This window comes from uncultured Slackia sp. (assembly GCF_959608125.1).
In the GTDB taxonomy this organism is placed as follows: Bacteria; Actinomycetota; Coriobacteriia; order Coriobacteriales; family Eggerthellaceae; genus Slackia.
Window position 1 is genome coordinate 37,031 of the sequence record NZ_CAUHPG010000015.1, and the last position, 14,241, is coordinate 51,271.

Below are 14,241 nucleotides of genomic sequence, written 5' to 3' on the forward strand. Positions count from 1 at the left end.
TTCTCCGCATCATCGGTGCGCATAGACCGAGCCGATCAGGCCGAGCAACGAGAAATTGACCAGCATGAACGACGAGCCGTAGCTCATGAACGGCAACGGGATGCCCGTGACGGGCATGAGCCCGATATTCATGCCGATGTTCTCGAGAATCTGGAACAGCCACATGCCCACGATGCCCATCACGATCAGAGTGCCGAACAGGTCGCCGGCGTTGCGCGCGATGCGGATGCACGAAAGCACGAGCGCCAGGTACAGGCCGAGCAACAGAAGCGCGCCCACAAAGCCGAACTGCTCGGCAAGCACGCAGAAGATGAAGTCGGTCGGCGCCTCGGGAACGAAGCCTAGGCTTGATTGCGACGCATTGAGCAGGCCCTTGCCGAAAAATCCTCCCGAACCGATCGCGATCATGGCCTGGTTGAGGTTATAGCCCGCGCCCGACGTGTCGGCGCCCGGGTCCAAAAAGACCAGAAGGCGATTGCGCTGGTACTGCTTGAGCAGCTTGTATTCGCCCGTGGCATTTTTGAATACCTCGTCGACGGCGAACACCGCGGCCACCGCGGCGACCAACGCGCCCAACGTAATCAGCAGATACTTCAAACGTGCACCGCCCATGACGAGCGTCACGCCGCCGATGAACAGATAGACCAGGCCGGTTCCCAAGTCGGGTTGGGTCATGATGCAAGCGAAAGGAATGAGGATGTAGCCGAGAGCCTTCAAATACTCGCGCGGGTCGTCGAGGTTGCCGCCATAGCGCGCGAGCACGCTCGCATCGAGCAGGATCACCGTTATCTTGGCGAACTCGCCAGGCTGCAGCTGCATGCCGACGTTGATCCAGCTCTGTGCGCCTTTCGCCTCGACGCCGATGATCGGCAGATGGGGCGAAAGGATCAGCACCACGTTCACGATCAAGAGCAACGTGGTATAGCCCGCAAGCTGGCGGTAGTCGATCGAATAGAAGACCATCATAGCCACCACGCCCAGGCCCACGCCCATCAGCTGGCGCGTGAACGAGTAATCCTCGTTGCCCTGGACCGCCGACCACACCACCAGAAGGCCGTAGGCGATCAGGCAGAGCGCCACGGCGACGAGGGATTTGGGAATGGCGTCGATGAAACCGCGCTTGCGTCGCGTCGCGCCGTCGGGAGAACCCGACCCGACGACGCCGCCTTCGGGCATGCGAACACGATCGATCTCGTTGAATCCGGCCATGCTAGTCGACCCTTCCTGCGCCCGTGCCGTGATACTCAACGGACTGCGTGATCTCTTCCGTGGGCGTGAGCTCTTTGTCGAGGGCGCCCTGACCGAGCTTCACGCACCCGTCCATGACTTTGGCCGCGATAGGCGCCGCAGCGGTCGCGCCGGCGCCGCCTTCGGTGATGACGCACGTCACGACGTATTTCGGATTATCGTAAGGCGCATACATCGCGAACCACGCATATCCGTCATGCTCGGCCCATTCGCCCGTACCCGTCTTGCAGGCGCATTCGTAGTCGTACTGCGACAGCAGATTGGGAATGGAGGCGTCCTCTTCGGCCACGCCGCGCAACGCATCGCGCACCGTCTCGAGCTCGGCCTTGCGCACGTCGGGCTCGCCCGTGAACTCAGGTTCGTGGCCTACGACCTTTTCACCGCTGGAATTGCGTACCTCTTTGAGAAGATTCGGCTTGGGCAGCTTGCCCGTGGCGACGCCCGCGTAACCCACGGCCATCTGCAGAGGCGTGACGATGACATTGCCCTGGCCGATCACCATGTTGGACATATCGCCCGGCTGCCACTGTCCCTGCTCGGGGGCGTTTTCCCAGTTCTTGGCCTTCCATTCGGGGGTAGGAACCACGCCCTCGCCCTCGCCCTCCAGCTCGATGCCCGTCTTCTTGCCGAAGCCGAATTCCTTGACGTAATTAGCCATGGCATCCATGCCCAACGTCGGAGCCGCGTTGTAGAAATCCTTCGCGATCTCGTAGAACACCGTATCGCACGAGATGACCATGGCCTGGCGAAACGATATGGGGCCGTGGCCGTCGAGTTTCCAACAATTCTGGCCGTACGCCTCGCCGAAACCTGTCCATCTACCGGTGCAGTTCCACGAACGAGCGGAATCGGCGAATCCGTAATGCAGGCCGGCCATGCCGGTGAACGCCTTGAAGGTCGATGCAGCGGGATACTGGCCGGCGATGCAGCGATTGAGCAACGGCGAACCCGACGATTCCTTGTCGTTGTAGCGATCCCAGTCGTCCTGCGACACGCCTCCGACGAAATGCGTCGGGTCGAACGGCGGGAAGCTCGCCATGGCGATCACGTCGCCGGTATCGACCTCCATGGCCACGACCGCGCCCGACGTGCCCGTGCCTCCGCCGATCACGCCGTTCGGAGCGATCAGGGACTGCAGCTCCTCTTCGGCGATCTTTTGCACCTTGGCGGAAATGGTGAGATACAGGTCGCTGCCCTGGGCGGGCGGCGTTTCGCTGCGCACCTCGTGCACGGTGCCGTCGACGTCGGAGACGACGACCTTCGCGCCGTGCGAACCGAACAGGTAGCCGTCGTAAGTCAGCTCGACGCCCGACTGGCCCACTTCATCGCCGCTCTGGTAGTCGCGACCGGCAGGAATGGCGCCCAACTGGGCGTCGGTCACCGTGCCGGTGTAGCCGAGAACCTGACCGGCCAGGCCTTTGTAGGGATAGACGCGCTTGGAGCGCCTCTGCACGCTGACGCCGGGGAACGCCTCGGGATGCTCGGCGATGAACGCGACATCGCGCGCCTTCGCATCCGAAGACACCTCGCGCTGCGCCTGAGCACCGCCGCTGGTATCCAGAATGCGCTGCCTGACCACGGCGTAGGGAACGCCGGTCAAGGCCGACAGGCGCATAAGGACGCTGCGGTCCTGCGCCACCTCGGCATCGGCCACGATCGCAGGCGTGATCTTGTTGTCGACCAAGACGATGCCCTCGCTATCGTAGATGCGGCCACGGGCGGCGGGCGTCTTGATGGTGGTGAGCTGGTTTTCGTCGGATTTGGCACGATACTCGCTCGAGGAGAGCACCTGCATGCTCCACAGCTTGACCGACAGGCTGCCGAAGATACCTGCTATCAGCACGCCGAGCGCGGTGTAGCGCGGCCTGAGGCGGTCCTTCAACGGACTGTTCGAGCTTTGATGGGCTCCTGCGGAGGCGGCCATCGATTCGCCCTTATGCACACGCAGCGGTTCGGCCGAACCGATCGAAGAGACCGATTTGGCCACCGAAGAGCCGGGCTTCACCGAACGAGATCGATAATAGATGACCAGCGCGGCGCCCGATATGACCAGGATGACGATGGCCGTGATGATCGCCGTTACCATAGCGCCTCCTTAACGCAGTCGTATCGTGGAAGATTCCGGCGCCGCATGAATCGAGGCGCCGCGCGAAAACAAGGCCGAGAGCACGGGGAGCACGATTAGACAGACCGCGCAGTCGTAGAGCGCGCACGGGAGGGCGCGCATCAGCAGCGCGTCAGCCGCCGAAACATCGGTGGTGGCCACGTAAAACAGCGCGTAGCACGTCTCGACCAGAAGCGAAGACGCCATGGTAATCAGAAGCGACACCGAAAGCGTATCGTTTCCCAAGCGCATGGAAGCACGGCTCGCGCAGAAGGCAACCAGGGCCAAAAGCGCCGCCATGACGCCGGGCGTACCGCTTAACACCAGGTCGTATACCATGCCGAGAGCGAAGCCCACCGCCATCGTGGAATCAGTCGGGCGAAACATGGCTGCCACGCCGACGAACACGAGGACGAAATCGGGCATGGCGCCGAAGATGGCGATCGAGGGCGCCAAGATGAGCTGCAATGCGAGGCTCGCCAGGCCGGCAAGGAACAAAAGCACCGAACCGCGCATCGGCTACTCCCCCACCGCCGTCGACCCCGTCGCAGAGGCGGAAGAATCGCCGTCAGACTCGTCCGTCGACTGCTCGGCGACGGACATGACCACCGTGACTTCCTCAAGCGGGTCGGCGACGGACAAAGGCGAAACGACGATCGTCCGGTCGGACGTGCCGGCAGACGCCCGAACCGCCGATACGGTGCCGAGCTCCATACCGCGGAAGTAGCTTCCACCCAGACCGGACGTCACAATGACGTCGCCTACATTCACTTCGACGGACGAATCGATGTTTTCAAGATACAGCAGGCCCTCGACCGATCCCTTCACCACGCCCTCGGCGCGATTTCCTTGGATATAGACGGAAACGCCGCTTTGCGGGTCGTCGATCAGGCGAACCTTGCACGTCAAGGGGCTTACCTCGACAACCTGGCCCAAAAGACCGCTCGACCCCATGACAGGAAGGCCAGGCTCGACGCCCGCGTTGGAACCCACGCCCACGGTGATCACGCGGTCCCATGCATCCGATGCCAAACCGATGACGCGCGCCGTCACGCCCTCGACCCCGTACTGGTCGGACAAGTCAAGCAGGCCCTGGAGGCGCTGGGCTTCCTGACGGTATTCTTCGAGCTGGATGACCTGCGACTTGAGCTTGGCGTTCTCTTCCTTGAGGGCGGTATAGGACTGATCGCTCACCGTAGCGTTTTCCACAGCGTCGCCCGCGGCCTCTTCGGCGAAGGCTACGCCCGTTCCGAGGAACTGCACCGGCGCGGCCGCCATGCCCGCGACCGACTGGACATTGTGCAGAAACCCGTTTTCACTTTCGCGGCTATAGACAGAAGCGCACACGACGGCCATCACGAGAAGCGTGACGAGCAATGCCACGCCGCCCGGCGCCATCGACTTCTTATGGACGGTCGGCTGTTTGAATGCCATACGATGCAAACACCTCCATGAAACGAGAGCGCCGGACGCGATGTCCGGCGCGAGATAGCGATACGGCCCCTTATTTGGAGCGCATAAGCGTCTGCTTGAGGGCAGACGGCGTTTCCAAAACCTTCAAACAGCCCATGGCCACATTGGTCAAGGCCGTCTCGCTCGTCCAGACGGGAATCTCGAGGCGCTGCGTGAGGAAGCGGTCGAGGCCGGAAAGCAAGCCGCCGCCTCCCGTCAGCAAGATGCCGTTGGAGATGATGTCGCTGGCGAGGTCGGGGTTGGTCTTCTTGAACGTCTCTTTGATATGGACGACCATTTCCTCGATCGGCGGCTGCAACGCGGCGCGCACATCCTCGGACTGAATCGTGACCTCGCGAGGCTGCTCGGTGACGACGTCCTGGCCGGAAATGATCATATCCTTCTCGCGGCCGTCTTCGAACGGCAGGATGGAGCCGATCTTGATCTTGATGATCTCGGCCGTGCGCTCGCCCACCTTGATGCCCAACAGGTCGCGCAGGTGCATGGCGATCGCCTCGTCCATCTTGTTGCCGGCGAGACGCAGACTGGAGCTGGTCACAATGCCGCCGAGCGAAATGACGGCGACCTCGGTGGTGCCGCCTCCGATGTCGACGACCATCGAGCCGGTCGGCTCGGTCACCGGCAAATCGGCGCCCATGGCGGCAGCCATGGGCTCTTCGATCAGGTACGCCTGGCGAGCGCCCGACTGAATCGCAGCCTCGAACACGGCTCGCTTTTCGACCGACGTCGCACCGCACGGAATGCAAATGACGATACGCGGCTTCGCCTGCCACGGATAACGACGCTCTATCGCCTTATTGATGAAGGCGGAAAGCATCGCTTCGGTGACATCGTAATCGGCGATCACGCCGTCTCGCAGCGGATGCTCCGCCGAGAACGCGTCGGGCGTATGATTGATCATCTGCTTGGCCTCGTGGCCGACGGCGAGCACGCGGTGCGTGCTCCGCTCTATTGCAACGACGCTCGGTTCGTTCAGAACCACGCCCTGCCCCGTCACCGCGACGAGCGTGTTCGCAGTACCCAGGTCGATAGCCAGGTCAGACGAAGAGGAACCCCCGAATCCGCCGAAGCCACCGGTCAGGTTGCTTATGAAATCCATGAACGACATAGAGAGAGTCCTTTTCCGTTTCGTTTTCTCTATCTTCAGCATGCCCCCTAAGGCATAGCCGCTATACACGACCGCCCATTTTAGCACACGAAAAATTGCGCGAACGCGATGCAGACCGCATACACATAAAGGCCGAATCGCGAATGCCCTGAATAAAGAAAAATGCCCGCACGCGAAGCACGGGCATCGTTTCCTGCGAATGGTATGCGAGGGCCTTCTCCTGCGCGGCTAGAGGCGGATGCTCCATGCATGCGTAGCGCCGATGGCCTCCGAAACGCGGTCGACCACCTCCTTGGGGGCCTCGCTTTCGACGTTGAGGAACACGAGCACCTCGTGGCATCCTGCGCGCTTGCCGATAGCCATGGTGGAGATGTTGATTCCCTCCTCGCCCAGAATGGTGCCGATGCGGCCGATCTGGCCGGGTTCGTCGGCGTACATGAAGACCAGCGCATGATCGGCGGGGACTACGTCGAGGCGGTAGCGCATGATGGATACGATATGGGCTTCATGCAGCGAACCCGGCACCGTGACCGATATTTCGAGGCCGTCGGCCTCCATGGACACGATCGAATCATAACCGCGCGAATCGGCCGAGGCGCACGCCTCCATCTTCACGCCGTGACGGCGCGCCGAGGCGTCGGCGTTCTCGGTGGAAACGGAGGCCTGGCCGTGGCGGGAAAGCACGCCGCTCAAAGCCGAAGCCGACAGTACCTGTAAATCGCCCGCGCAAGGGCCTGCGGCCATGATGGAAAGGGTCTTGGGAATATCGCCCCCGAGCTGGGCGAGCATGCTGCCGCACATCTGGCAGGCAGGGATGTATTTCGCCACCGCATCGGCAAGATCGTCGGCCACCATGTTGATGACCGTGGGAACGACCAGGCCTTCGAGGCCGTTCGCCACGTAGCGAGCGATATTGACGCCGGCACGCATCTGCGCCTCTTCCGTATTGGCTCCGAGATGCGGAGTCAGAACCGCACGATCGAACTCGGCCAAGGGAGTTTCGGCGACAGGCTCGGATTCAAGCATGTCGACGCCGCAGGCGAACACGCGGCCTGCGGCCATGAAGTCGGCCATGGCGGATTCGTCGATGATGCCGCCACGGGCGGTGTTCACCAGCACCACGCCGTCTTTCATCATCGCGAATTGCTCGGCGGCGAACATATGATGGGTTTCCTCGGTGCGCGGCACATGCACCGTGATGAAGTCGGCCAAAGGCAGCACTTCTTCCATGGTGTCGTACAGCGTCACGCCGAGCTGGCTTGCGCGCGACGGAGAGCAATACGGATCGTAGCCGATGACTCGCATGCCGAATGCGCGGGCGCGTTCGGCCACCAGGCCCCCGATGCGACCCAGACCGAAGATGGCGAGCGTCTTCTCGAAAAGCTCATGGCCCATGAACGCGTCGCGACGCCATGCGCCTTCGTGCACCGACGAATTGGCGGCAGGCACCTCGCGTGCTGCGGCCAGCATGAGGGCCATAGTATGCTCGGCGGCGGAGACGATATTGCTGGTAGGCACGTTGCATACGGGAATTCCGCAGGCCGTTGCCGCATCGACGTCGATGTTGTCGCAGGTCACGCCCGCGCGGCCGATGATCTTGCAGTTCTTCGCCGCCTCGATCACCTCGGCGGTCATGTTCGTGGCGCTACGGACGATGAATGCGTCATACTCGGGCGCGGCCGCAAGAAGCTCGTCGGGGGTCATATCGTAACGGGTATCGACCGTATAGCCCTTCTTCTCGAGAATGGCGATTCCCTCGTCGACGATTTTGTCGGTTATCAGAATCTTCACGGCATACTCCCTTGCAGGCATAGACGGCGAAATAGTGCACTCCGCGGAAGGCGGACCTGAAACGCGATTATACCCGCGAGCCCGAGCGCGGCGCCGTCTGCATCGGAGCAGCGGCGCGAAGATGCGCGTCAGCGTCTCAGTCGTCGCGAAAGGGTCCTATCGGCCGCCGCAAGCCCGATGAGCCGTAAGGACGCGCGGACGGCCCGTCAGGTCGTTCACGATGCGAACGTCTTCGTAGCCGGCCTCGCGCGCCATGGACGAGGCCGCATCGAGGCAGTCCTCGTGGAGCTCGAATGCGAAAGCGGCGCCGGGCTTCAGCAGCACGCGGGCCTGCTCGAGCAAACGCCGATACACGTCGAGCCCGTCGGCGCCTCCTGCGAGCGCCAGGCGAGGCTCGTGCTGCGCCACTTCATCGGGCAGGCGCTCCATCACGTCGTCGGGAATGTAGGGGGGATTCGACACCACCAAGTCGAAGGCGCCCGCGAACTCGTCGACGAGCGCTCCTGCGAGATCGCACTCGCGCACCTCGACGCGGTCGAGCAGCCCGAGCGCCGTGACATTTTCGTTCGCAAGTGAAACCGCGACGGGCGAGATGTCGGTAGCGATGACGCGCGCGCCTGGATATTCGTAAGCGATCGAACATGCGATGCAGCCGGAACCGGTGCATAGGTCGGCCGCCAAAGGACCGCGCTCCCCCTCGTCGCCGACGCGCGCCGCATCGTCGCCTTCGGTTGCGGCGGACAGCAGCGCCTTTTGCTCTTCGAAAGAAAGCGAGTCGATCGCACAACGGCGTTTCTGGGCAGGCAGGAGCGACAACGCCTCGCTGACCAGCACCTCCGTCTCAGGACGTGGAATCAGGACTCCGGGCTTGACCTTCACGGCGATATGGCGGAAAGCCACTTCGCCGGTGATGTATTGCAGAGGCTCGCCCACGCCGCGGCGCGAAACGTAGCCGCGCAGGATATCGCGCTCGTCCATAGAGAGGGGGCGGTCGAAATTCACGTACAGATCGATGCGGCGCATACCCGTCGCCTCGGCGAGAAGCCACTCGGCCGAAAGACGGGGATTCTCGTCGCCTTTCCTTTCGAGATAGCCCGCAGTCCAATCGAGCGCCGCCTTGACGGTCCATACCTCGGTCGAATTCGCCATGGATGCCTCTCCTTCTCGTCTCGTTCCCTGCCCGCCGCACGCATCTTCGCCATGCGCATGAAAACGCGTTTATAGAAAAGCGCCCGGACATGCCGGGCGCTTCGATGCGAGAAACCGTATCTCGCGTGCCTTCGGAAATTACACCGCCTGCTCGAGCTTGCGAGCACGGTCGGCCGCCTGAAGCGCCGTGATGACATCGCCCAGGCCGTCGCCCAGCAGCACGCCGTTGTATGTGGAGTTGAAGCCGATGCGGTGGTCGGTCACGCGGTCCTGGGGACCGTTGTACGTGCGGATCTTCTCGGAGCGGTCGCCCGAACCGATCTGGGCCAGACGCTCTGCGCCCTCGGCCGCCTGCTGCTCGGCGAGCATCTTCTCGTAGAGGCGGGCGCGCAGAACGGCCATAGCTGCAATCTTGTTCTGCAACTGGGATTTCTGGTCCTGAGACTGAACCACCAGGCCCGAAGGAAGGTGCGTGATGCGTACCGCGGAGTCGGTGGTGTTGACGCACTGACCGCCGGGGCCGCCTGCGCGATACACGTCGATGCGCAGGTCGTTCTCGTTGATTTCGATATCGATTTCGTCAGCCTCGGGCAAAACGGCCACCGTGGCGGTAGAGGTGTGGATACGGCCCTGGCTTTCGGTCTTGGGGACGCGCTGGACGCGATGGACGCCCGACTCGAACTTCATGACCGAGTAAACCTTGTCGCCCTTTACCTTGAACTGGATTTCCTTATAGCCGCCGGCCTCGGACGCAGAGACGTCCATGGTCTCGACCTTCCAGCGATGATGCTCGCAGAAGCGCATATACATCTTGTACAGGTCGCCCGCGAAAATGGCGGCCTCGTCGCCGCCCGCGGCAGCGCGGATTTCGACGATGATGTCTTTCTCGTCGGCGGGATCGGACGGGATGAGCATGAACTTGATGTCTTCCTCGAGCGGAGGAAGCTTCGCCTCGGCGGCCGCGATGGTCTCCTGGGCGAATTCCTTCATGTCAGGGTCGTCGAGCATCTCCTTGGCGTCGGCGATGTCATCGCACGCCTGGACGTACTCGCGGGCTTTGGCCACGAGCGGACCCTGGTTCGCATGTTCCTTCGAGAGGCGGGTGTATTCCTTCTGGTCGGCGAGAACCGCAGGGTCGCCGAGCTTTTCCTGCAAGTCTTCATAGCCTTGAATGATCTTTTCGAGCTTATCGCGCATTATGTTTCCCTTATTCGAGCGACACGGGGCCGCGTTTTCCATTTATAGAGAATTGCCGACTGCATATATTACCACGCCCGAAGCCTCGTCATGCGCTTTCCACAGCAGTCGATCCATCGCACCGCCTCGAATGCGGCGAACGCACCCGAAAAAACGTAAAGCCCCGTGCCGCAGTCGAACGAGTCCGCAGCACGGGGCCTGAACGTTTCGAAGCCTACTCGGCCACCGAGAAGGTGCCGGTCGACTCGTCGTAGGTCATCGCCTTGGCGAGATAACCCTTGTCATGCATCCAATCGAGCACGGGCTGGACCATGGCGGTCGTAGGAAGCGCCGCCTCGGGATACGTGCAGATCGCATAGGTGTCTGCAACCGGCGCGGGAAGATTAGCTTTCTCCACCAGCAGCGAACGATACGCCTCAGGATCGGCGTTGATCGAGGTCACGGCCTCGTCCCATGCGGCGCGCACCATGTCGAGCGTCTTATCTCCGCCGTTGGACAGCCAATCGGCGCGCACGGCCAAGACGGACTGGCTGATGTTTTCGCCCTGGGTGTCGTCGGCCAGAAGCACCATGCCCGTCTGTTCGCCGAGAGCGAGCAGGCTCGCGGGAAGCGCGGCCGCGGCGACCTGGTTGTTCGCCATGGACTCATAGCGAACGGGCATCTTCTTGATCTCTTCCTTCACGATCTGGTCGTCAGGAACGCCTGCGGCTTCCATCAGCTTGTCCATCACGTATTCGGGAACGGTGTTGGAGCCGACGCCGATGCCCTTGCCGGCAAGGTCGGAAAGGCTCTTGATGCCGGATTCGGGCGAGGTCATGATGCCGAAACGGCCCTGAGAAGCCTCGGTGCCGAGCGTGACCCAGGCAAGCTGGACGTCGACGCCGGAAAGCTTCAGGGACGCGGCCTGCTGCACGTCGGTCATCGCGGCGTCGATTTCGCCCGCCGCGAATGCGGTGGAAAGCTCCTGGGCGCTTTGGAACGTGACGATATCGACCTTGGCGTCGCCGTACAGGCCGTCCTGTTCGGCAACCCAGAACGGCAGCGCGTCCTCGGTCTGCATGGTTCCGATACGCATGGCGGGCACCTGCGCCTCCTCGGATTTCTCCTGCGGATCCGAGCCGTTGGAGCATCCCGCAAGCGCCAGACCGCACGCAAGCATGGCCGCGCATGCCAATGACATGAGAACCTTCTTCATCTTCATAGTGTTCGACATCCTCCCTTTCGTCGAAACGGACCTTCTCGGACCGCCGCGACAAGACGTTGCAAAACGCGTCCGGACACGACGAAACGGGCCGCATTGCGACCCGTCCGATTAAGAAACATAGCATATACCTATGAGAACGAAAGGAATTCGAAAGCAGCCTGAGCGGCGTTTGCTCCGTCGCCAACGGCAGTAGAGACCTGGCGCAGCGGCTTGGTTCGCAAGTCGCCCGCAACGAAAACGCCAGGGATGCTCGTCTTACCCGTTTCATCGGCAACCACGTATCCGCCGCGATCGAGATCGAGGCCCGCTTCGGCCAGAAGCGCATTTTTCGGGGCGGTTCCCACCGCCACGAACATGCCGGCCACCTCGATGTCGGAAACCTCGTCGGTCTTCACGTTGCGAAGCGTCAGACCGGAAAGCTTGCCATCTTCGTCATGTAGCGCGTCCACGACGCTGTCGAAATGCACCGTCAAGTTGGGTAGTTCGCGCAGCGGCTCGGTATAGACGGCATCGGCGCGCAGCGCGTCGCGACGGTGGATCAGATGCACTTCGGAGCAGATACGCGCCAGATACAAGACGTCGCCGACGGCCGTGTTGCCGCCGCCGACCACCGCCACGGGCTTGCCGCGAAAGAATCCGCCGTCGCAGGTGGCGCAATACGAAACGCCGCGGCCCGCCAGCTCGCCTTCCCTCTCGACGCCCAGCGGCCTGGGCTCGGCGCCCATGGCCAGAATGACGGCGTCGGCCGTATAGACCGCACCCGAAGCGACGACGATCTTCTTAGGCGAGACGTTCAAGTCCAGCTCGACCGCTTCTTCACCCACGGACTGCGCCCCGAAGCGGGCGGCCTGGCCGCTCATGGCGAACGCAAGCTCGAATGCTGCCACGCCGTCGGGAAAGCCGGGGTAATTATCGAGCTGTTCGGTGTCGGTCATCTGGCCGCCCGGCCCCATGCGCTCGAATGAAACGGTGGAAAGCCCCGAACGGGCGGTATACAAAGCGGCCGTCATGCCTGCGGGCCCCTGCCCGATCACGGCCACGTCGAAATGCTTTTCTTGATTACTCATCGTCGACCTCCTATGAAACAAAGCGGCGCAATGGCGCGACGACGCCGCTTTCGCGATGGTATACGAAAAAGCCCGGCTCCAAAGAACCGGGCGCCTCATGCATTGATTTTAATCGAGGAGAGCAAGCAGGCCCTGCTTGGGCTGAGCCCCCATGGAGGTTTTCTTAATCTGTCCATTCTCGAACACGATCATGGTGGGGACGCTCATGATGCTATAGCGCTGCGCCAGGTCGGGAGACTGATCGACGTCGACCTTGTAGACCTTCGCCTTAACGGCGACCTCTTCGGCGACCTCGTCGAGAATCGGAGCCACCATCTTGCAGGGACCGCACCAGGTGGCGAAGAAATCGACCAGGACCGGTACGTCGGACTCGAGAACTTCGGACTGGAATTCAGAGGAGCTGATAACCTTGGCCATGATAGGGACCTTTCTGTGATGCCGGTCATGCTCGGCGGGCTTTCGCCAGGCTTCGCATGCCGATCGCTTATTTGATACTTGAATGATAGCATATGGCACGAAGGACACAAGCGACACGGACCGGAATCCGATTTCATCACGATTCCTGCACATCGGCCATCATGGCCCTGCGGCTGCCGTGCGTCCGCGCACATTGCGCATCCGCACGCGGCGTTCTATTTCGACGCTTTCGCGACAACCGCCTCGCCCGCACTTGACCACCAATACTATTTCGCCGACGATGGCATGGACGAGGAAGGAATCAGGAATGAAGCAATCGTATTCCACCCGCACCGCTCTCGAACGTACGCCCGCATACGAAGGCGCCACCATCATGGACGCCGACCTCATCCTTGAAGGCGGAGCCATGCGCGGCCAGTTCACGGCGGGCGTTCTAGATTTTTTCATGGACCACGGAATCTGGTGTAAAAACGTCTACGGAACGAGCGCGGGCGCGCTCAACGGATACAACTACGTAGCCGGAGAATTGGGACGAACCTGCTATCTGAACACGAAGTATTGCAGCGACTCGCGGTATCTGTCGATGCGCAATTTCGCACTTACCGGCAGCGCATTGCGTCGCGACTTCATGTTCGACGCCATCCCGAACGTGCTCGACCCCTTCGATTACGACGCGTTCCGCAATTCTCCGATGAACCTGACCACCGTGGCGAGCAATATCGAAACGGGAGAAGCCGATTACCACATCATGGAAGAGGCGCGCAGCGAACGCGAAATCTCGTACCTACAGGCGTCGGCGAGCATGCCGCTCGTATCGAAAATCATCGAAGTCGACGGCAAGAAGCTGCTCGACGGCGGAACGTGCGACAGCATCCCCCTGCTCCGCTCGATGCTCGACCACCGCTCCAACAAGCGCATCGTGGTGCTCACGCAGGACAAGACCTATACCAAGGGACCCGATAAGACCATGCCTCTCGCACGACGCATTTACAGCGACTACCCGCTGTTCCTCGAACGCATGGAATACCGCCACGTCGAGTACAACCGTACGTATCGATGGATCAAGCGATTGCATGACGCGGGCGAAGTCTTCATGATTCAACCCGTCGAACCCGTGACCATCTCCAATATGGAGAAGGACCCCGAAAAGCTGTTCGATCTTTACGAGCAGGGATACGCCGAAGCCGCACGTTGCTACAGCGGCTTGATGAAGTATCTGGAGCGCTGATCCGCACGAAAACGCGCTATGCATCCGAAGCGCCCGTCGCACCCGCACCCATTCGTGGCGGAATCGTGCGGCGGGCGCTTTTCAATGCCCGCATTTCAGGAATCGCGATACAAAAGCGCGATCGCAGCCCGAATGATATCGAATTATATGAGTGAGGAAGAATACGAAAAAGGCCTCGCGAAAGCGAGGCCTGAGCAATCTGGAGCGGACAACGGGGCTCGAACCCGCGACCCCAACCTTGGCAAGGTTGTGCTC

The 14,241-nt window shown here is 61.7% G+C and carries 12 protein-coding genes; 1 reads left to right on the forward strand and 11 read right to left on the reverse strand.

Annotated elements, in window-relative coordinates; genetic code table 11:
* Nucleotides 1-9 precede the first annotated feature (9 nt).
* From rodA to trxA, 11 genes are all read right to left on the reverse strand, one after another.
* The gene (gene rodA, locus Q6E04_RS05940) at nucleotides 10-1,209 is read right to left on the reverse strand and encodes a rod shape-determining protein RodA (protein ID WP_303249890.1); all 1,200 of its coding nucleotides are present in this window, start codon (nucleotides 1,207-1,209) and stop codon (nucleotides 10-12) included.
* Between the two features lies 1 nt (nucleotide 1,210).
* Complete coding sequence (gene mrdA, locus Q6E04_RS05945) at nucleotides 1,211-3,334, reverse strand: penicillin-binding protein 2 (RefSeq protein ID WP_303249891.1); 2,124 nt, start codon at nucleotides 3,332-3,334, stop codon at nucleotides 1,211-1,213.
* A gap of 9 nt (nucleotides 3,335-3,343) precedes the next feature.
* Nucleotides 3,344-3,868: a rod shape-determining protein MreD gene (gene mreD / locus Q6E04_RS05950; RefSeq protein WP_303249892.1), complete on the reverse strand. Its 525-nt coding sequence runs from the start codon at nucleotides 3,866-3,868 to the stop codon at nucleotides 3,344-3,346.
* A gap of 3 nt (nucleotides 3,869-3,871) precedes the next feature.
* On the reverse strand, nucleotides 3,872-4,786 hold the full coding sequence (gene mreC / locus Q6E04_RS05955; RefSeq protein ID WP_303249893.1) for a rod shape-determining protein MreC: 915 nt from the start codon (nucleotides 4,784-4,786) through the stop codon (nucleotides 3,872-3,874).
* Between the two features lie 70 nt (nucleotides 4,787-4,856).
* A complete protein-coding gene (locus Q6E04_RS05960; protein ID WP_211324484.1) occupies nucleotides 4,857-5,924 on the reverse strand; it encodes a rod shape-determining protein in 1,068 nt (355 codons plus the stop codon).
* A 237-nt stretch (nucleotides 5,925-6,161) separates the two neighbouring features.
* Nucleotides 6,162-7,724, reverse strand: a complete 1,563-nt coding sequence (gene serA, locus Q6E04_RS05965) for a phosphoglycerate dehydrogenase (protein ID WP_303249894.1) — start codon at nucleotides 7,722-7,724, stop codon at nucleotides 6,162-6,164.
* Between the two features lie 156 nt (nucleotides 7,725-7,880).
* A complete protein-coding gene (locus Q6E04_RS05970; RefSeq protein ID WP_303249895.1) occupies nucleotides 7,881-8,873 on the reverse strand; it encodes a HemK/PrmC family methyltransferase in 993 nt (330 codons plus the stop codon).
* Nucleotides 8,874-9,011: 138 nt separating this feature from the next.
* Nucleotides 9,012-10,070, reverse strand: coding sequence for a peptide chain release factor 1 (gene prfA / locus Q6E04_RS05975; protein WP_303249896.1), 1,059 nt, complete (start codon nucleotides 10,068-10,070; stop codon nucleotides 9,012-9,014).
* A gap of 214 nt (nucleotides 10,071-10,284) precedes the next feature.
* Entirely contained in the window at nucleotides 10,285-11,283 is a 999-nt protein-coding gene (locus Q6E04_RS05980) for an ABC transporter substrate-binding protein (protein ID WP_303249897.1), read from the reverse strand.
* A 119-nt stretch (nucleotides 11,284-11,402) separates the two neighbouring features.
* A complete protein-coding gene (locus Q6E04_RS05985; RefSeq protein WP_303249898.1) occupies nucleotides 11,403-12,341 on the reverse strand; it encodes an NAD(P)/FAD-dependent oxidoreductase in 939 nt (312 codons plus the stop codon).
* Between the two features lie 108 nt (nucleotides 12,342-12,449).
* On the reverse strand, nucleotides 12,450-12,758 hold the full coding sequence (gene trxA, locus Q6E04_RS05990) for a thioredoxin (RefSeq protein WP_303249899.1): 309 nt from the start codon (nucleotides 12,756-12,758) through the stop codon (nucleotides 12,450-12,452).
* A gap of 307 nt (nucleotides 12,759-13,065) precedes the next feature.
* Here trxA and Q6E04_RS05995 point away from each other — a divergent pair, with 307 nt between their 5' ends.
* Entirely contained in the window at nucleotides 13,066-13,986 is a 921-nt protein-coding gene (locus Q6E04_RS05995) for a patatin family protein (RefSeq protein ID WP_303249900.1), read from the forward strand.
* Nucleotides 13,987-14,241 lie beyond the last annotated feature (255 nt).